Here is an 18987-nt window from a genome sequence, read left to right as displayed (position 1 = left end):
AAAAACAATGACAAAACAAAGAAATGTTCGCGACCGGTGGACAACCTATGTGGTGTGATCTGTGGACAAATGTGTTAAAATAAGGCTATGGGCACAATCTCATATGAAAATGGTGATGACTTTTGTCTACAGATAATCAAAATACACGTGTCGTCGTCGGAATGTCCGGCGGTGTCGACTCATCCGTCACCGCGCTGCTTCTGAAGCAGCAGGGATACGACGTCATCGGCATTTTTATGAAAAACTGGGATGACACAGATGAATTCGGCAACTGCACCGCGGAAGACGACGCCGAAGACGTCCGCCGCGTCTGCGAGCAGATCGGTATCCCTTATTACACGGTGAACTTCGAAAAGGAATATTACGATAAAGTATTTTCCTATTTTCTCGATGAATATAAGTCGGGCCGCACACCAAATCCCGATGTCATGTGCAACCGGGAGATTAAATTCGGCGAATTCCTGACGAAAGCGCTGAATCTGGGCGCCCAATATGTAGCCACCGGCCATTATGCCCGCGTCGTCGAGCAGGACGGCGTCTATACGCTGCTGCGCGGTGTGGACAGCAACAAGGATCAGACCTACTTCCTGAACGCGCTCAATCAGCAGCAGCTGTCGAAGGCGATGTTCCCAATCGGACATCTGCCTAAGCCGGAGGTCCGCCGGATTGCGGAAGAAGCCGGGCTTTACACCGCCAAGAAAAAGGACAGCACCGGGGTATGCTTTATCGGAGAACGCAATTTCAAAGAGTTCTTGAGCCAATACCTGCCTGCCCAATCCGGCCAAATGGTCGATATTGCAACCGGCGAGGTCAAAGGCCGCCACGACGGCCTCATGTACTACACGCTCGGACAGCGCCAAGGCCTTGGCATCGGCGGTTCCGGCTCGGGCGAACCATGGTTCGTCGCCGACAAGGATCTTGAGAAGAATATTCTGTACGTCGTGCAGGGGGATCAGCATCCCAGCCTGTACTCCACCGGACTCATCGCTTCAGGCGTGAACTGGATCGCGGGACAAGGGGCCGTGCCCAAAGAGCCCTTCCAATGCACCGCCAAGTTCCGCTACCGTCAGCCCGACCAGAAGGTTACGCTGGAATGGCTGCCGGACGGCAACGTTCACGTTACGTTTGCCGAGAAGCAAAAGGCCATTACACCCGGCCAAGCCGTCGTGTTCTACCAGGACGATGTGTGCCTGGGCGGCGGAACGATCGACAAGGTGGAGAAAGTTCAATACGAAGCTGCCATCTAAGCGCAAAGCATATGTACAAACCGCCGGCTCTTTCGAGGGCCGGCGGTTTTTGCATGCCGTCCTTAAAGATTCTCCCTGCCGCTATTATTATCCTGCTGTCAACGTAAAACTAATCCCCTATCAAGTATGCTCTGTGTGCTCCCGGGCACCGGCGGTTTATGACTGATCCTTCCGGAGCTGCTGATTGTGCCGGATCTTCGCTTCATTGCCCTGCTCCGACGCTTCATAGAATACCCGGCCGGCGATTTCCTTCGGCAGGTAGTCCTGCTTTACATAATGGCCGGGATAATTATGCGGGTACTTATACCCTTCATGGCCCAGCTTGACGGCGCCCTTATAGTGCGTATCCCGCAAGTGAAGCGGCACCTCCGCGGATTTGATCTCGTCCATAGCGGACATCGCATTCGAAATCGCCGTATAAACCCTGTTGGATTTCGGGCTCTCCACCGCAAACAGGATCGCCTGCGCGATATTCAGCTTCGCCTCCGGCCAGCCGTTGTTCCGGTAAGCGTCCAGTGCGCTGACGGCCTGAACCATCGCCTGCGGGTTCGCCAGCCCGATATCCTCGCTGCTGGCGGCAATCAGCCGGCGGATGAACACCATCGGGTCCATGCCCAGCTTCTCCACTGCGTAGAGGAACCAGAACAGCGCGGCATCACTCGAACCGCGGATGCTCTTATGAAACGCCGAAAGCACGTCATACTGGGTCGACTCGTCCGCACGCACGATCGGCCGGCGGATCGACTCCTCCGCCACTTCGAGCGTGATAAGGACGGTTCCGTCCGCCTCGGGAGGCGTCGTCAATGCGGCCAATTCCAGCGCATTCAGCGCGCGCCGGATATCCCCATTCGCCATCGTCGCAATATGATCGAGAGCTTCCTCGTCGACCTTCAGGTTCATGAAGCCAAGCCCCTTGTCCGGATCCTGCAGCGCCCGCTTCATGGCCAGCATGGAATGCTCCTTCGTAAGCGGATGAAGCTGGAACAGTGTCGAGCGGCTCATCAAGGCGCCGTTCACATAATGGAACGGGTTCTCCGTCGTCGCTCCGATAAAAATGATCGTCCCCTTCTCCACCGCCGGCAGGAGTGCGTCCTGGCGCGAGCTGTTAAAACGGTGCACCTCGTCCAGAAAGAGGATCGTTTTCGTTCCGTACATCGATTTATTGGTCTGGGCCTGGTCGATCACCTCGCGGACATCCTTGACGGAAGCGTCAACCGCATTTAGCCGGACGAAGTCCGCCTGCGTATGCTGCGAAATGATATGGGCGAGCGTCGTCTTGCCGCATCCGGGAGGCCCGTACAGAAGGATGGAGGATACCTGGTCGGCTTCGATCGCCCGGCGGAGCAGCTTGCCTGGACCGACGATATGCTCCTGTCCGATATATTCATCCAGCGTGGTCGGCCGCATCCGGTCGGCCAAGAGCCGTGCACCCGGATTCGCGTCCTGCTGGAAAGAGAATAAGTCCATTCGATTCACGTCCTTGAAAGTCTAAAATGCTTGTCCCTGCGGACCAAAGCTGTTCTTCTATCATACCATACCCGGCCAGAAGAGTTCATTCCCTTCTGTTTCCGGGCGAACAGGCGGTGAGCTCATGACTTGCCCGGTCGGCGGTAGGCCTTTTCGTGAAAGCGCAGGATCGACTGAAACAGCTCCTCGCCGCCGTCATGCGATTCGACGGGATGAGCGGGATCCAGGCTGAGGTACATCGCCCGGTACGTTTCAGGTACCCAAATATACGAATGCACGTACGCCGTCGGCGTAAAACCGGCCTTTTTCCAAAAGGCGATTCTGCCGGCGTTTTCTTCCGACGGATCGGCTTCCGCTTCGATCACGATGCCTCTGCAGCCCCTGCTGCGGGCCCATTCACGCAAATCATGGAGACAAGCAAGTCCGGCGCCTTGTCCCCTAAAACTTCCCCGTACCGCAATATAATCGATGACCAGCAGGTTTTCCTTGGCATCCATCCCTGTCAGCGCCATGGCCGCTGCGGTTTGGCCGTCGCTCCAGACATGCAGCGCACATAATCCCCTTTCAAACATGCGCATGATGATCGCTTTTGTTTTCCGTCCATGCTCCGGAAAAGCCTCCTCATAAACCGGCTCCGCCTGCTGCCACATCGCTTCATCCCATTGTTCCGTCACCTGATGCTGCATCGTTCGTGTTCTCCTTCATATAAGAAAATGGATGGTCATGCCTTTATTATAATGGCCTACATGACGAAAAACACCGCAGAGCCGGTCTGCCGGACTGCGGTGTAAATTAAACAATCACTTTTCTTCGCTGCGCCGAGTTACTAAGCCTCGGGCTTTCCCCCAAGCGTCGCCTTGACCAGCACGGCGATTCCCCGGTCCAACGCGACGGCAAAGCCTTCAGGGTCCGTCATCGCCACCGGCCGGGTTTCGCGGACAGCAGCCATGGCTTGCTCCACCGTCTCGTCCCGGATTCCGGCGGCTTGCAGCAGCTCCAGGCCCTTCTCCAGCGTATCCGCCAGCCGCATCGGGCCGTAGGACTGGGGCTCGCGGTAGAGGGCACGGGCGCTGGTCAGCACATAGGCCGCAAAATCCAGCAGCCGCTCCCGCATGTCCCCGGCCCCCAGATTAGTTTCCATAGCGTTCAAACGAAATCATCTCCTTCGGCGGCTTCGACGTTTTCGAACGCGGCGGCTTGTCGGCGTAGCCGAGGCTGATCAGCAACTCGGGCTTCACTTCCACCGGCAAACCGAGGATTGAGGCAATGGACGGCGCGTGGAACGAGCGGACCGGACAGCTTGACGCACCGAGCGATTGGGCGGTGAGCATCATCGCGGAAGCGGCAACGCCCAAATTAATAAAACGCAGCGTGTCTGCACTGTCTGCTCCGCCCCGCGCCAGCGCCTCCTGATGATTGCTGCAGAGAACGACCACGGCCGCCGGCTGCCCCGACAGCCCCTGCGCAAACCGCTTGATATGCCGGATCCGTACTTCGTCCTGAACGATGACAAAATGCGATTCCTGCGCATTGCTTGCCGACGGGCTGTGAAGAATGGCTTCCTCGATCGCCTCCACAATATGCGGCTCAAGCCGCTTGTCAGCAAAAGAACGCGCACTGCGCCTTGTTTTGATGGTTTCCAGTACATTCATGATGTTGTCCCCCTCTCGCCTAACGCAAGGAAAATCCTCTCCGCATCAAAACTTCCCGGCAATAGGCATTCCGCTCAAAAGCATTGCAGGGTTCAGCCGTTCAGCTCCCCATCCTTCATGATTTGACGACCGTCCAGATATACATCCGGCTTGCCGACGACGCAATCGATATGCACGCCTGCGGCAACGACGCCGCCGAACGTGTTGTTGCTGCCGAAAGCCACGTGAATGGTGCCGTAGACCTTCTCGTCTTCCAGCACGACACCGGTGATGCGGGCTTTCTCGTTTGTGCCGATGCCGAACTCGCCGAGCAGTCGGCCGTCCCCGTCGCCGAGCATCTGCAGCAGCTTCGCTCCCTCCGGTCCGCCTTCGGCCGCGGTCAGGCGGCCCTTTTCCACGGTCAGCACGATCGGGCCCGACAGCTTGCCAATGCCGGCGATGGAGCCGTCAACGACGATTTGACCTTCGGCTGTTCCTTCGACAGGAGCGATATAGGCTTCACCCGAAGGCAGGTTTCCGGATTGTCCCGGCTCCAGGTACATGCCGGTGCTGGGCACCCCGTCCCGCCCCTGGATGGAAAACTCCAGCGAGCGGCCGTCCTTTTCGATGCGCACCGTTTGAGCGCCTGTCAGCATGTCCGTCACTTTCTCGGTCAGTGCTTTGACCTGCGTATAATCGGCGGCAATCGCGCCTTCCAGGAACATGTCCTCGGTGATGCCCGGCATGGTGGCCAGACGCGCTCCGGCGGCTGCCGCCTGCTTGCGGGCCTGCGTATGCGTCAGCGAGTGCTTCGTAATGCACACCACGACCTGCGCTTTGGTCATAGCGGCCGCAATCGCCTCAGGCGGCTCCTCCCCTGACTTTGCGCGCTCCTTCATGAGCGCCAGCATCGACTCGGCACCGAGACGCTTTCCAGCTTCATGCAGCGCTTCGGCCAGCTCCTTCCGGCTCTCATCGGTAACGACCAGAAAAGTCTCTCCGGATTTCAAGCCAAGGCAATCGGCCAACGTGTTCATACTGATTTCAACGATCTTTTCATTCATTGCGAAACAGCTTCCTTCCTTATGAGAAATAGGGCTCGACCGGCTCAAATCATTTCCGATACGATTTTAGCCATAATAGCATTCGACAGAATGACCGGCAAGCCGGAGGCTTCGGCCACGATACGGCGCGCTTCCTCCGTGTATCCCATACAGTCCAGCAGGATCAGATCCGTCTGGTCCTTCAGCGCTTGTGCGGCGGTTTCGAAATTCCCTTCATCAAAAATGTACGGCGAAGCAACGGCATACACCGGATGCAGGCCATGAAGTTCAAATTTTGACTTCATGCTGTCCTTCTGCTCCTCCAGCGGAACGATGACGCCCAAACGTCTTGGGCCTGCCATTGCTTTCACCGCCGGGGGAATGATATGATCCGGCTCGATCAAATAGGAAGATTGGGCAGCGAGTCCCGGAAACACGCCTGTGCACAGCAGCAAAATCTGCCGGATGCCCTGCTCTTCCATGACATGAATTTTCTGCTGAAGGAGCGGCTGCATCTTGCGTCTTCCCATGACGACCGACTGCCCTGTCGTTAACCGCGAGGTGAGCGTATGGTCCCCTTCCTCCGGCTTCAGCTTGGCGTCGATTTCTTCCTTGGTCATTCCGTCCAGCACGCCGGCCTGGACGATATCCACCCGGCTTGGCAGATGCTCTTCCAGAATCGGCGTAACATCCTTCCGTGGCGCCTGCCCGATCGTAATTACTCCCAGTTTCGTCATACCGCTGCTCCTCCTTCGCCATGAACAATATCGAGTGAAACTTCCCCAATACACACTGCTCGTGATCCCCTTGTTTCGTCATGTTTGAATCGTGAGGAAACGGGGGGTCTCCCTGCCGAAAAAGGGAAGACGGCCGTTTGGCCTCTTCCCTCTTCCATGATGATTCAGGCATGCCCCGCCGTCTGCAGCACCTTCATCGAACCGTACAGCTTGACGATCCGGTCATATTCATCCGGATTATAAAACGCGCAGGTTCCGTTCGTGACCTCCTTGGCGACTTCAACCGCAAAGCGGACCGCGGCGGCGATGTCGATCTCATGGCTCGCCCCTGTGCCGCAGCCCGGAACGACCGACTGCGCCGTGACGGCTACACCTACAACCGGTGCCGAGGTAGCCACGGCAGGCTGTAAGATCGAGTTGATGTGGTACAAGTCGTTGCCGTAAGGCGTAATGTCCTGCATCGTGATCGGGAACGTCACCGGCAGCAATCCCGTCGTCATTTCCATAATGCGCAGCAGGTCCTCACTCACCCGCAAAATGTAACCTTCCTTGACGGTCGGCGAAATAGCAAAGCCTTTATGGTTAATGACCCGGTTGCCCTTCGTCGTGTCGATCGAGAGAACGGCGTCCATTTCCGGCAGCACTTCGTGGGCGTTCATGGCACCGATATCGACCGGCGAATCCATAAAATCAACCGGTTCATGCGGACGGGTCGGGGCGTTGGGACAAATATGCGTCGTCACGATGACGTCGCCTTTGAGGCGGTCTCCCTTCACCTGCATGTCCGCGAGCTTGAGCGCGGAAGCAACCGCCGCTACAGCCCCGTCAGCGTCGGAAACGAGTCCAATCCGGCTTGGACGGGCGCCGATGCCGCCAAGGCGTCCAACGATGCCGAGGGTCGGAACGGACCCGCCCTTGGACTTGCCTTCGGTTCCCGGAATGACGATTTTAATAAAATCGGTGCTTCCCTTTTCACCTGTTACTTTTTGCACCTCGACGGAAACATCCGCATAGCCGGCGAACAGCGTTTTGACCTTCTCTCCCGTTACATACCCATCATCCATCGCATCCAGCGAAATCATCGTTTGCTTGAGTGTCATCTGACCGATACCTCCATCTTCTGTCTGTTGTGCGGGTGTTTTCTCCGTAACCTTCGAACGATCCGTAACAATTTAAAACAAATATTCCAGAACCGGCTTCTTGATAATGTCTTCCACCGGCAGCATCAGCTTCTTGTTGCGCATCGTGCTGCTGAGGAGCAGCTTCTCCTTCGGTACAACGATCACGGCGAGCTGCTGTCCCTTCTCTAAAGCGGCGGTGACGACCGGTCTGGCCGTCTTGGCGTCCAGGGTCATGATCAAGTCCGGGAATGTCCCGAAGCGTTCCCCGTCCTTTTCCAGCGTCATGTATTCATTCCAGAACGTCATTTCGAACCCGTCGATCTGCACGGTACCGACATCGAATCCACCGGTCGTCTCGATCTGGAAATCCGTTACTTCTCCGGCTGCAACGATCCGGCCGCCCAGCTTCGCGACAACCGCGTCGATGGCGGCTTCACCTTTGGCGCCGAGCAGCGCACGGCCGACCTCGATCGCCTGCGAGATGGCTCCCGGAGCGCCGTTCTGCTTCGCATAGGCTGCGGTCACCGGATTTCTCGCCACAGCGACCAGACCGCCCGCTTCAACCGACGCCTTGCGGACCATCGACGCCGCTTTGCCAAGGGAGCCTGAAATGCTGAACTCCAGATAATTGTCGCCTTTGCCGCCGATGGCCGTTTGGTGGGACACGTAATCTTCCACCTCCGATAGATTCAGTGCGCCCATCGTGCCTGTCGGATGCGCTCTGCCGTTGCAGGCGAAGTCGACCAGCGGAATTCCCGTGATGACCGACTGCAGCCATCCGTTGACCGTTGTGCCGGCCCCATTCTCATTGGTGTGAATGGCCGAGATCGGCTTGCCAAGCAAGCCGGCCAGCATATCTAGCGCTTTGGAGTAGTGAATGGGCTTCAGATACTTATCCTTTGCCCCTGGGGCACCGACCAGCGATACGGTCACGAGCGTGTCGTTATCGGCGAATTCGTCGATAGTACGCAGCTCCGGCTGCCCGAGCTCGAGCGCGAGCCGGCCAATCTGCAGGCCTTCCTCGATCCAGCCGCCACCGCCGCCGCCCAGTACCGCGCCGCCATAAACGGCGCTCTCCATCATGTTTTCATCCAAAGGTATACGTGCCATTAGTGTTATGCACCTACTTTCTGATTTTGAATATCGAGTTAAAGAAGCTGTACAGCGCGTCCCCTGCGATAAAACCGGCTGCCAGGATACTCATCGGCGTCTCGGCTTCCTTGCCTTTTACCTTCAAGACGACGATCCGGATCAAGAGACCCGCCAGAACAGCCCAGCAGGCGTTCGGTGTCGCAATGAGGAGGCCAGTCGCAAACATGACGCCGATCTGGCGCTTGGCGCCGCCGACGAGCTGAAGAATTGCGCCAGGAATCGCCCACAACAGCAGCTTCATTGCCACATCGCCCGAGGTTCCCGCTTGAATCGTCGATACGTAGACCGTATCGATCGGCGGAACGAGCTTTTGCGAGAAGTAGGAGTTATACGTCAGGGCAACGACGATGACGGCTACGCCGAAGGCGATCATGCCTGTCATGTACTGCTGTTTTCTGCCCCGCTTTTCAAATTCGGGGTCTTCCCCGTTGCCGCGCAGAATGTACCCTGTCTTCAGGTCGTATCCCATATCCGCAAACGCCGGGCCCGTAGCGGCACTGAATCCGGCCAAAAGGGCCAGCGCCACCGGCGGAAAGCCGATCAGCATGCCGAACAAGAGCGTAATGAACGCGACGGCAAAGGCTGGGAACCAGCCGGAATGCATGGCGGCGATGCCGACGATAATTTCGTGCACAAACGCGGCAAAGGCCGCAAAAAACAGGAAGCCGATCAGCATGCCAAGGGACATCTTCGTCATCAGACCGCCGATGATGGCGATAATGAGTGCTATAACCAGGTAAGCGACAAAGCCCAGTCCCAGAGAGCGTCTCGCTTCGCCCTCCGTGCGGGTGTACTTCGAATCGTCAGCTTCCCGCTCCGATTTTTTCGGCCGCTTGAAAATCAGGATCGCGGCTTGGACGAGGGCAACGATCCCTGCACCGATCATGACACCATGGGCGATATAGAGAGCCTCCACGTCAATGTTGAACCACGGAATGGAATACTGCCGGATCAGAAGGCCGATGCCGAACATGCTGAGCGCCCAGATGTTGCCGATAAAGGCGACGCCGAAGGCCGACATCGAAATGTGGAAATAGGAACCGATGAGTCCGAGCGCCGTACCGACGCCGAGCAGTCCGGCACGCTTGCCGCCCTTATCGCCGGCTATGATCGATTCGGCGGTCGCTACGCCCGGAGCCCATGTCCCCGACGCCGGGAACAGCTTCGAGTCGAACAGCTTGTACAGCAGCGCCGCATCCACGAACATGGCCATAGCCGCGCCGATCAGCATCGGAACGATCAGCTTCGTCTCCCCCATTACGAACGGAATGCCGATCGGAATAAACAAACTGTTGGCCGCTCCGAATGTGGCCGAGGATATCGAAGTCTGCACCATATTTTGCCGGTGTACCGACTTGTATTTCTTAAAGACCGCGATCGGAATCCTCGCGATCAGCATCGCCACGAGCGCTCCGATAATGGCCGTATTCGGCGTAACACCAAGCGTGGTAACGATTTGTATACCGACGATGGCACCCAGGATGCCGGTAACGATGTTGAGTATCAAGCCGAAGGGCTCAAAAATGCTGGGGTGCTTTTCTTTGCCGCCTGCTTGTTCTGCTTCGTGTTTTACTTCGCTCATGATAACGCCTCCAATATATATGAATTTCACTCGGCACTTTAAACGTTCATTTCTTTAGTTCAATCTATATTGCAGGCCGCATTTTGAAGGATATGTTTTATGCTGCTCCACAAGCGGTGTTGTTTTGGTCCAGACGGCCACCGCAGGTAGTAGAAGAATTCCAGCCACCCAACCGTATAAGAAAAGGAGATTCCATTGCCTCGCATCAGGGGCATACAGTACTGGCAAATCCGAGCGATCAGGAAGCGGAAATAATCTGCTTATAGTAGTTTGCGGCCATCAGGCCTTCCGCTTCTACGATATCAACGACGGGAACCTGGAGCTCTTTCCGGATCACGTCGGCAAAAGAGATCGTAGAGAACCCGGTGCAAGCGAATACAATCGCTTTTGCGCCCTTTTGCACCAGGGACCGTGCTCCTTCCAGCGCTGTCTGCCGTCCCGCTTCCGTCAGCAGATCCGTCGTGTTCGACACGCCTTCAGGCCGGCAGTATCCCACAATGAGCTCATCCAGCAAAACTTTCATGACCGGCGGAATCCCTTCGGTGATCCCCAATAATCCGACGGGCTCACCGAGCGAGAGAGCGACCAGGGCAGCCGAGCTTCCGGCCCCGATCACGGGGATCGACACGCGGCTGCGCAATTCCCGGACGCCCGGATCGGCGGCGCAGCTGACAATCAGCAGGCGGCAGCCTTCCTGCTCCATCTGGATGCCCAGCTCTACGATTTTCGGAAGGGCCAATTCCTCCGACGCATCATCATAAATGCCCAGCGGTTGATCGGGTATGCTTCTGCTCATGACAGGGACTTCAAACTGCTTATGAATCAAGTTTCCGTGCGCTTGCAGCACTTCATTATCTTTCGCCGTAAATACACGAATTAATCCTATCAAGTCGATCACCCCTTCGTTCCTTTAAACTATTGATGTTAAAATATATTACATTAGATTTTATGCCTTTCACCACGATGGAACAATGTACTCATCCACCAAAACTGAAAACGACCCTTTGTGCTCCTGGCACAAAGGGTCGCTCTGATCCGCTAATGATTTAATAAATAAAATGTCGTGCATAAATACAGTTCGAAACGGCACCGTGGATTGTTAAAATCCAGGTCGATAATCGATTTAATCCGGTCCATCCGGTAATTTACCGAATTGCGGTGAATAAACATCCGCCGCGACGTTTCGTTCAGGCTGCCGCCTGTCGCCAAATAATGATATAGCGTCCTGACGTAATTTGTGCCGTGGGTCCTGTCGTGTTCGGCGAGCACGCCTACTTTTTCCTCGACGAACGTGCTTAGGCGGGTGGGGTCGGTCGATTCCTGCAGCAAGTGGATCATCTCCACTTCCGTGTAGGTGAACATCCGGCGTTCCTGGTTCAGCCGGTATCCGATCGACACCGCCGTTCGGGCTTCGCCATAGCTACGGTGCGCCTCAACCAGGGAGCCCGGACGGCCGATGCCAATCCGGACTCCTTCCCACGAGCTCAGCTGCCCGGAAAGGGCATCGCACCATGGAAGCGGCACATCCTTGTCCACGGTCCGGCGGTCCTGTCCCGCTGGCTTGGCGGAGGGCAGAAACAGCACGATCCTTCCCCCGTGGATTTGAAGCTGGGAACGGACCTTCCGCGCGGCGGACTCCTTGCGAATGAACGCCTGAATGTTGGTGACGACAGCGCTGTCCTCATTGTAAAAAGGCTCGTCCGCCTCTACGACAGCCACTTCCCACAGCCACTCGGGCGAAAGGCCAAGCTGCCGCCCCCTGGAGGCCGTCACCCGCTCATCGGACACCGTGTTTAAAATCAGCTCCTCGAAAAACGTGCCCCGAAGCCGGTTTTCCGTGTCCTTGGCAATCTTGTTCCTCATGAGCTCAAGCGAGAAAACGAGCCTTGCCTGCTCAATCAGCATGAGATCCAGCTCATTCAGCTCCCGCTTCTCCACCGCGAATTTACCCAGCATTTTGTTGTCGACGCTGACCTCCCACTGGTGATGTTTCCCCGAAGACCGGTAAGGATACCCTTCCGGCGACGAGGCCAGCACCTCTCCGGTCTTTCCAATGATCCATATCGGTGAATCAATCAACTCCGAGACGTTGTCGGCGACGACCTGAATGCCTTTATTGTTCAACACCAGACGGGTCAGCGCCTTGTTGACCTCTTCGGCCCGCCTTAGCAGCACGGCCTGCCGATTCAAAATTTGATCCATAACATGATACGTTATGTCAATGTAAGCCATTCCGATAGGAAGCTGAATGATCGGAATATCGTATTGGTTGCTTTTATCGATCATTTCCTGCGGGATATGGGGAATAAAGCGTTCCGGCTTAATGGCCACCCCCGCCCCGTTCACTTTGGCGAGCTGTTCGATCATTTCGACCAACAGCGACGGGTCGTTCCGGGTCGAATAGCCTGTCGTCAGCACCATCTCGCCTTCCCGCAGCCAGTTTCCGATATCGGGAACCTCCCAAATATCAATATATTGCACGATCCGGTCCAGGCCGCGTTCCCCGCTGATCAGCTGCGCATGCTCCATCACCGGCAGCTTCAGCATCTCCCTGACCGTCAAACCTTTCGGACTCATAGCATCACCTCGCGGTTCACGGATGTCTGGGTGCAGCATGTCATCATGCTTTTTGTAACCGCTTGAATACGCCCCTTTTTTATTGTACCTTACCACTAAACCCGGATGCCATCGCTTTGTAGCCGCAGCCAAAAGAAGGAAAGAGCCCGACTCCCGGGCATAAACAGCAAAAAACCGTTCAGCATCCGAACGGTTTCTTTAGAAACGGCCCGCCTGCTGAGCCATTTCGAGCATATGAAAAAGGTGGTTTAACGCTGCGTGCTCCCATTACGGCTGCCGCATTTTGGAGCGGAACAAACGCGAGAGCATACCTGGCCACGGACTGTTCCAGCCGGCATGCAGCTGTACTGTGCTTTCCACAGGTTTTTCCTTTGCACGCAGCAACCGGCTCCTTCGTCTGTGCAGATCCGCGTGCTTGTATTCCATCAATTTCTCTTGTACATAGTGGTGTTCCATCATATTTTTCTCCTCCGATCTATATTACGCATAGATGGGGAGGTGTTCGCCTACTGGCGTGCCGACACTTTTTGTTTCGAGGCATCCTCGGCATGTTCCGACCGTTTTTTAAAAATCACCTTACGGATGCTCTCCTGAGACAGGTGAAAAGCCTGTTTCAAGTATTCGATTGAATGACCTTGGCAATGAAGAGCAAAGATCTCCTCGTTTCTGCGTTCGATCATTTGCCGTGTCCCGCTGTTTACACCCCATCCGACGCGTTCGTTGCTTCTCTTCGGGATGTAAATCAGCTCGCCCTCAATATGTTTCTGAAGTTCCTTCAGTAAACTAGGGGGAAGCACATCCCTCCCGTTTTTGTAATTCACGATAAACGTCCTCCTTAAACTTCAACAGATGTCCAGTTCCGACGGTTGTTTCAAACCCGCTAAATGCTTGGATCATGCTGTTTTCGCCTCCTTTCGAATTATGTACCCATATATTTTAATAAAACGGTATAAGGGGAGCCGATCGGCCCCCCGATACTGCGGGGCTTCGCTTACGCGAAGACCACCTCGTATTGTGTGATCAAATTGCATCAGCCTCCTTTCGTACAGAATCGTCGGCCGTCCGACACCTTTATTAACTCATATTTTGGGAATTCCAGCAAGTGAAAGAACGGATATAAATATTCTTTACCTCTTCAAAAATTACAGGATAAATCCCCGCACCCGCGTCAGCGCCGGGCTACCGTAGGAGAATTCCCATCAGCAAGCCGCTTTCCTGCCGCCAATAATCCGGCTGCCCCGGTACCTCCTGCAGCATTAATCCCGTCAGCAAAGACAGGTAGAGAAACAGCAGCCGGCGGGGATCTCCTTCACGGAATTCGCCTGCTTCCTGGCCCTTGACCAAGATCGGAACCAACTGCTCGATCGTATCCTCTGGCGAATACCGCCCGATCATTTCCTTCGCCCGCTCCGGAACATCGCTCGAGGTTTGGGCCTGGTGGATGAGCAGAAAGGCATCCTTATTGTCGCCCTCCAGCATAGCTTCAGTCAGGACGCGGAATTGCTCGGCGGGGCTGCCCGGCATACGCCCCAGCTCATTCATCGAGTGCTGCGCCTCCTCCATCGCCTCCTGCACGAGCTCGGTAAACAGCTCTTCCTTGGAGCTGAAGTAGCGGTAAGACAGCCCTTGGCTGATTCCCGCTTCGGCGGCAATCATGCTCATTTTCGTTCCGTTGATCCCGTGGCGGGCGAACACCTTAAGCGCCGCTTTCTTGATCTGTTCCCTGCGTTCATCGTGAATCTGTTCCAACTGCTGCTCGTTCAGCGGTGCCACGTTGGCGCCCTCCTTTTTGTCAGTCATATCTGCTTTTATTGTATCCGTCGCAAGCCCGGTCCGGCAAGGAGTCCGGTCTGCTCTTCACTCACCTGCCACAGACGGCTCGCGCCGGCTTCGGCCCGCGCAGCTTCGGAAGGGGTCTGCAGCTTCATGTCCGCGTAATAACCGCCGCTCTCCAGCAGATGCTCCGGTGATTCCGCGAGCCATACGAGCGTCTGTGCACCTTGTTCCGGCGTTCTGGAGAAAGGCTTCATGCAGGCCATCGTCAGCCGGGCCAGCCCTCCGTTATCCTGGTTGAAGTTGGTCGCGACCAGGCCGGGATCAAAACAGTGGGCCGTAACTCCCGTACCCTTGAGCCGTCTGGCCAGCTCAGCGGTGAACAGAATATTGGCCAGTTTGCTCTGGCCATAACGGAGATTCGCGCCTCCGAGAAGCGCCTTCGATCCGCTGTACAGGCGGTCACCATTTAAATCGGTGAAGTCGATCCCTCTCTTCACCATTTTATGACCATGGGAGGAGGTCGTAATAATCCGGGCATCGCCGCTTTCTTTCAGCCGATCGAGCAGTAGATTGGTCAGGAGAAACGGACCCAGATGGTTCACCGCCCAGGTCATTTCCAGACCGTCCTCCGACAGCTTTTGCTTAACGAACATCGTCCCCGCGTTATTGATCAGTCGATCGATCCGCGGAACGCGGTCCAATATTTCGGCCGCTGCCCGGCGAATATCCCGCTGGGATGACATATCGGCAATGAAGCAGTCTACCTGGGCTTCTCCGTTCGTCATCTTACCCAGCTCTGCTGACAACTCCGCAGCTTTGCTGCGGCTCCGTGCCAAGATGCCCAGCTTCGCCCCTTTCAGCACCAATGCCTTGGCCGCCGCGTGCCCAATGCCGCTGGTAGCTCCCGTGATCACGATATATTTGTCTTCAAGCGTCCTGCTATTGTTGAACCATGCCGTATTGTTCATCTTCGATCGACCGCCTTTACCCGATTTATGAATGAATTATTCATTCATTTGTCTTCAGTATATATTTCCTCCCAGTAACTGTCAATCGTATTTTCAAAAAATTAGTCAACAAACCGGTATCCCAAAAAAAATAAGACCGCCCCTTTCCCAAGGGACAGTCTCGTTCAATGCTATTTCCACCCGCTTGTCACGATATCTTCCTGCGGGTTGTTCAAATATTGCGGCACCTCATCCTCATGCATAATCCACAGTTCGTGCAGCGCGCGCGTGCAGCCGACGTACATCAGCTTGGCATCCCAGGCCTGATCGCCGTAATGGGCAAGATCCGCATCGGCCACGATGACGGCGTCGAATTCCAAACCTTTGGACAAGTACACGGGTAGAACCGATAAACCGCCTTCGTACGCCTTTTTGCCGCCGTCAATCAAATGAAGGTCGGGCATTCCGGGGGCCAGCTGCTCATACAGCCGGGCGGCGTCGGCCAGCGTCCGCGTTAGAATGGCTACGGTCCGGTAATCGCCGCCGGCCAGCTGCTGCAGCCCTTCCTGAAGGGAGCGGAACCTCCCCGCTTCTCCCGTAAGGTACGGAAGAATGCGCACCGGATTGCCGCTGCGGAAGACGGGTACGGCGAGCAAATCGCTTTTCACGCCATGTTCCAAAATGCCGTTGGCGAATTCGATAATTTCCATCGTCGAGCGGTAGCTTCGCGTCAGGGCAAAGTAGGCGGTGTTTTCCGGAGCGAACAGCGAGCTCATTTCCTCCCAGCCGTGGACGCCGCGGTAGGCGTGAATCCCTTGGGACAAGTCGCCGAGGATTGTGAAGGAGTGCCCCCGCACGAACAAGTCCAGCACCGCCACCTGAAACGGGGAAAAATCCTGCGCTTCATCGATGACGATATGGTCAAAGCGCTGCTCCCCCGTAATGTCGTTCAGCAGGTAGTGCATATAGAGGAGCGCCGGAAGATCCTCTTCCCGGATGACATCCTTTTTCAAGTCGGACTGGGTAGACTTCAGCACCGCGGCAGGAATGCCGCTCAGCGCTTCCTCCGGCCAGCCGCCGGCCGTTTTGACGGCTTTGAACATCTGCCTGTACAGCAGCAGCGGCTCGTATTTCGGCCATTTGTTCGCATAGGACTTTTCGCGCTGCGCCGCCTTCTTCTTCCGGTCCTTGAGCGCTGCGGCCGAAGGTGACTTCTTCAGCTCCATTTCGACCCAGCGGTGGATTCTGGCCATGACCCTTTCTTTTCGTTTCGCCAGCGGGTACGGCTTATATTCCTCATTGAACCAGTGCAGAATCGTCTCTCTTGCCAGGGTTGCCCCTTCCCACGGCATAAAATCGCCGGGTGGCACCGAGCTCGACTCCATGGATGACAAGCAGTCACGGATCATCTGCATGAATCGGATCGATCCCTTGAACCGTCCCGGCACGTCATCGGTGATATCCGGCATGCCCCCGGGCGTCTCGAACCAATGCCGCAGCGTTTCTTCGTTATCGGCCAGCGGAAGGTCAAGCCCCAGCAGCCGCATGGCCCAGTCCGCAAACGTGCTCTGCTGGATATCTCCAACCCCGAGCTCAGGCAGCACGTCGGAGATGTAATCCAGGAACATGTGGTTCGGGGCAAAAATGATCATTTTGTCCGCCGACACCTGATCCTTGTACTGGTACAGCAGAAAAGCCAGGCGGTGCAGCGCCACGGTTGTTTTACCGCTTCCCGCCACCCCTTGAATGATGAGCGCCGTGTTCCGCGCGGCCCGGATGATCCGGTCCTGCTCTGCCTGGATCGTCGACACGATGTCCCGCAGGCGGTTGTCCTTGTTCTCGCCCAGCCGGTACACGAGAAACTCGTCGGACACGGCGGGCTGGTCGCTCTCGCGGTTGTATGTATCGGCCACCCTCTCCAAAATCTGCTTGCGGATCACCACGTTTCGCTTCAAATACACCAGCCCTTCGATGATGCCATCAGGCGCTTCGTACGAAGCCGTTTCTTCCCCGCCCGTAAACGAATAGAACAAGCTGGCCACCGGCGCCCGCCAGTCAATCACCATCGGCTGGTCGCCGACCTCCGCTTGGTCCACGCCGATTTTTCCGATGTAGAGCGGCTTGCGTTCCCCGCTTCCTTCCTGGAAGTCCAGCCGGCCGAAATAAGGCTCCTGCAGGCTTTTGGCCAGAGCCTGGCGCTTCTCTTCCCGCCCCGCTTCCAGCACCTGTTCCGTAAAATCATGCCCGGTATATACCGGAATGCCGCGCAGCCTCTCCAGCTGGCGGTCGATCTCGGCGATCGTCGCATTCAGCCTACTCTCTTCCTCTTGATAGGCACTTTGAAAATCGGTCTCCACTTTCAGTTACCTCCTAAAAGTATTCAGGAGCGGACGGACCGCTCCTGCTCTTGTAAGCCAATGCTTAAGGTTTATCCATAAGCCGCGCTTAAAAAGGATATTCAGTATATCACAATCCGGAGGCACTTTACCATAGGGGATTTGAGATCCCCGAGAATCGTGAAAGGACTACATACGATCTATATTCCTTTCGCTGTGACTTTTGCAAGGTTTACTGCAGCTTATTTTCGTACCTGACCTTCCCCTCGCGGTCCAGTCCTTTGATGGATTGCCATCTGAAATCCCGTCCCTCCGTTTTCCACACAAACAGGAACATGTGGTCATCCGATATGCTTTGCCGTTCCGAACCCGACGTCGCCGTATTGCTGCTGCGATCCTCCATCACCACATCCAGTTCCACGGTAACGATGTCGGGATCGTTGACATAACCGTAAAATTTGGCCAGCCCGCCATCCGATCCGGTGCTGTTGATGTCCCAGCTGTAAGCCAACGGTTTTTCCGGGTTTTTGGGCACACCTGCGACACCTCCACTGGGGTGCCACTTCAAATGGCTCCTGGTGACCGTATCGGCAGAAAACCACTGCTTGTAGGTGCCGAGGAACACCACGGTATCCTGATCCACCTGAACCTTCCTCACCACCTTGGACGGCCCGTAATGATAGCTTCGCTCGGAAAGCTCATGGGCGCCCTGAGCCGTAAAGCTGCCGCGATCCAATCCAGATACCCATAGCAGTATCATGAATAAAATCAGGACCGCACACCATTCCAGCACTCCGCCCAGCCTGCTGATCTTCATTCGGTGCTCTCCTCCTTCTCCAGGAGAATCAGCAGCTCGCCCTGCCGGTCATACCAATCATAGCGGAGGGTCAGCTTGTTGATCCCCGCGGGCAGCGGGTCAAAATAGATCCATCCGTTCTCTCCCCACGGCACCCCGGTGCTGCTCGCCCCGTGCTGGACCAGTTCCTTCCCTGACGCGTTCAGCAGTTTGACGGAAGCCGTCGGGAAGGACCAGCCGTCCCGTACCTTTTTGCGGAAAGAGTAGCGGATAGCGGTCCGCTTAGAGGTGGTGTACAGTTCCTTTAATGTAAATGTATCGTCATCCATGTTCAGCTTCCGGTTCACCGGATAAGCCGTAACCCGGCCGTCGTTTTTCAAGTCCGCGATCATGAGCCGGTTGCCGTCTCTCCAAGGGAGCCAGTCGACCAGCTGGAACAGCAGCAGCGTGGCAAATACGAAAATAAGCAGCCTTCGTGCAATCATCCCCACCGTAACATTTTTCAAGGGCATGCTCCTTAATTTCATCAGGGATCTCAATAGCCATTTGTCCGCAACCCAATTCCCGGTGCAGCG

19 protein-coding genes are annotated in these 18987 nt (G+C 56.0%); 1 reads left to right on the top strand and 18 read right to left on the bottom strand.

Annotated elements, in window-relative coordinates; translation table 11 throughout:
- Positions 1-122 precede the first annotated feature (122 nt).
- Positions 123-1247 (top strand): tRNA 2-thiouridine(34) synthase MnmA, encoded by a 1125-nt coding sequence (gene mnmA / locus FHS19_RS08765; RefSeq protein ID WP_183581553.1) that lies wholly within the window; start codon positions 123-125, stop codon positions 1245-1247.
- A 156-nt stretch (positions 1248-1403) separates the two neighbouring features.
- Here mnmA and FHS19_RS08760 read toward each other — a convergent pair whose 3' ends face one another.
- The 18 genes from FHS19_RS08760 to FHS19_RS08675 all read right to left on the bottom strand — a co-directional run bounded on the left by FHS19_RS08760 (position 1404) and on the right by FHS19_RS08675 (position 18918).
- Entirely contained in the window at positions 1404-2714 is a 1311-nt protein-coding gene (locus FHS19_RS08760; protein ID WP_183581552.1) for a replication-associated recombination protein A, read from the bottom strand.
- A gap of 122 nt (positions 2715-2836) precedes the next feature.
- On the bottom strand, positions 2837-3400 hold the full coding sequence (locus FHS19_RS08755; RefSeq protein ID WP_183581551.1) for a GNAT family N-acetyltransferase: 564 nt from the start codon (positions 3398-3400) through the stop codon (positions 2837-2839).
- A gap of 140 nt (positions 3401-3540) precedes the next feature.
- Positions 3541-3855 carry a DUF6092 family protein gene (locus FHS19_RS08750; RefSeq protein WP_183582857.1) on the bottom strand — a complete coding sequence of 105 codons (315 nt, stop codon included), beginning with the start codon at positions 3853-3855 and terminating at the stop codon, positions 3541-3543.
- A complete protein-coding gene (locus FHS19_RS08745) occupies positions 3845-4366 on the bottom strand; it encodes a nitroreductase family protein (protein WP_183581550.1) in 522 nt (173 codons plus the stop codon). The genes FHS19_RS08750 and FHS19_RS08745 overlap by 11 nt, the downstream gene beginning before the upstream one ends.
- Positions 4367-4458: 92 nt before the next feature.
- On the bottom strand, positions 4459-5409 hold the full coding sequence (locus FHS19_RS08740) for an aminopeptidase (protein ID WP_183581549.1): 951 nt from the start codon (positions 5407-5409) through the stop codon (positions 4459-4461).
- A gap of 44 nt (positions 5410-5453) precedes the next feature.
- Positions 5454-6125 carry an AroM family protein gene (locus FHS19_RS08735; RefSeq protein WP_183581548.1) on the bottom strand — a complete coding sequence of 224 codons (672 nt, stop codon included), beginning with the start codon at positions 6123-6125 and terminating at the stop codon, positions 5454-5456.
- 164 nt (positions 6126-6289) lie between these two features.
- Positions 6290-7225 (bottom strand): DUF1177 domain-containing protein, encoded by a 936-nt coding sequence (locus tag FHS19_RS08730; RefSeq protein WP_183581547.1) that lies wholly within the window; start codon positions 7223-7225, stop codon positions 6290-6292.
- Positions 7226-7297: 72 nt separating this feature from the next.
- Positions 7298-8356 (bottom strand): S-methyl thiohydantoin desulfurase family protein, encoded by a 1059-nt coding sequence (locus FHS19_RS08725; protein ID WP_183581546.1) that lies wholly within the window; start codon positions 8354-8356, stop codon positions 7298-7300.
- Between the two features lie 13 nt (positions 8357-8369).
- On the bottom strand, positions 8370-9980 hold the full coding sequence (locus FHS19_RS08720; RefSeq protein WP_183581545.1) for an OPT/YSL family transporter: 1611 nt from the start codon (positions 9978-9980) through the stop codon (positions 8370-8372).
- Positions 9981-10218: 238 nt separating this feature from the next.
- The gene (locus tag FHS19_RS08715) at positions 10219-10869 is read right to left on the bottom strand and encodes an aspartate/glutamate racemase family protein (protein ID WP_183581544.1); all 651 of its coding nucleotides are present in this window, start codon (positions 10867-10869) and stop codon (positions 10219-10221) included.
- Positions 10870-11018: 149 nt separating this feature from the next.
- The gene (locus tag FHS19_RS08710; protein ID WP_183581543.1) at positions 11019-12557 is read right to left on the bottom strand and encodes a PucR family transcriptional regulator; all 1539 of its coding nucleotides are present in this window, start codon (positions 12555-12557) and stop codon (positions 11019-11021) included.
- A gap of 267 nt (positions 12558-12824) precedes the next feature.
- Entirely contained in the window at positions 12825-13016 is a 192-nt protein-coding gene (locus FHS19_RS08705; protein ID WP_183581542.1) for a hypothetical protein, read from the bottom strand.
- 47 nt (positions 13017-13063) lie between these two features.
- Positions 13064-13378: a CD3324 family protein gene (locus FHS19_RS08700; RefSeq protein WP_089548337.1), complete on the bottom strand. Its 315-nt coding sequence runs from the start codon at positions 13376-13378 to the stop codon at positions 13064-13066.
- Positions 13379-13736: 358 nt separating this feature from the next.
- Positions 13737-14330, bottom strand: a complete 594-nt coding sequence (locus FHS19_RS08695) for a TetR/AcrR family transcriptional regulator (RefSeq protein WP_312887174.1) — start codon at positions 14328-14330, stop codon at positions 13737-13739.
- 35 nt (positions 14331-14365) lie between these two features.
- Entirely contained in the window at positions 14366-15301 is a 936-nt protein-coding gene (locus tag FHS19_RS08690) for an SDR family oxidoreductase (protein ID WP_183581540.1), read from the bottom strand.
- A gap of 170 nt (positions 15302-15471) precedes the next feature.
- Positions 15472-17637: a HelD family protein gene (locus FHS19_RS08685; protein WP_183581539.1), complete on the bottom strand. Its 2166-nt coding sequence runs from the start codon at positions 17635-17637 to the stop codon at positions 15472-15474.
- Positions 17638-17848: 211 nt separating this feature from the next.
- Positions 17849-18433, bottom strand: coding sequence for a DUF5044 domain-containing protein (locus FHS19_RS08680; RefSeq protein WP_183581538.1), 585 nt, complete (start codon positions 18431-18433; stop codon positions 17849-17851).
- Entirely contained in the window at positions 18430-18918 is a 489-nt protein-coding gene (locus FHS19_RS08675; protein WP_183581537.1) for a hypothetical protein, read from the bottom strand. Before FHS19_RS08675 ends, FHS19_RS08680 begins: the two co-directional genes overlap by 4 nt.
- Between the last annotated feature and the right edge of the window lie 69 nt (positions 18919-18987).

It is taken from the genome of Paenibacillus rhizosphaerae (genome assembly GCF_014192015.1).
GTDB classification, from domain to species: domain Bacteria; phylum Bacillota; class Bacilli; order Paenibacillales; family Paenibacillaceae; genus Paenibacillus_AQ; species Paenibacillus_AQ rhizosphaerae.
Note: the sequence above shows the minus strand (reverse complement) of the source record. Positions and strands in the feature narration are given on the sequence as shown.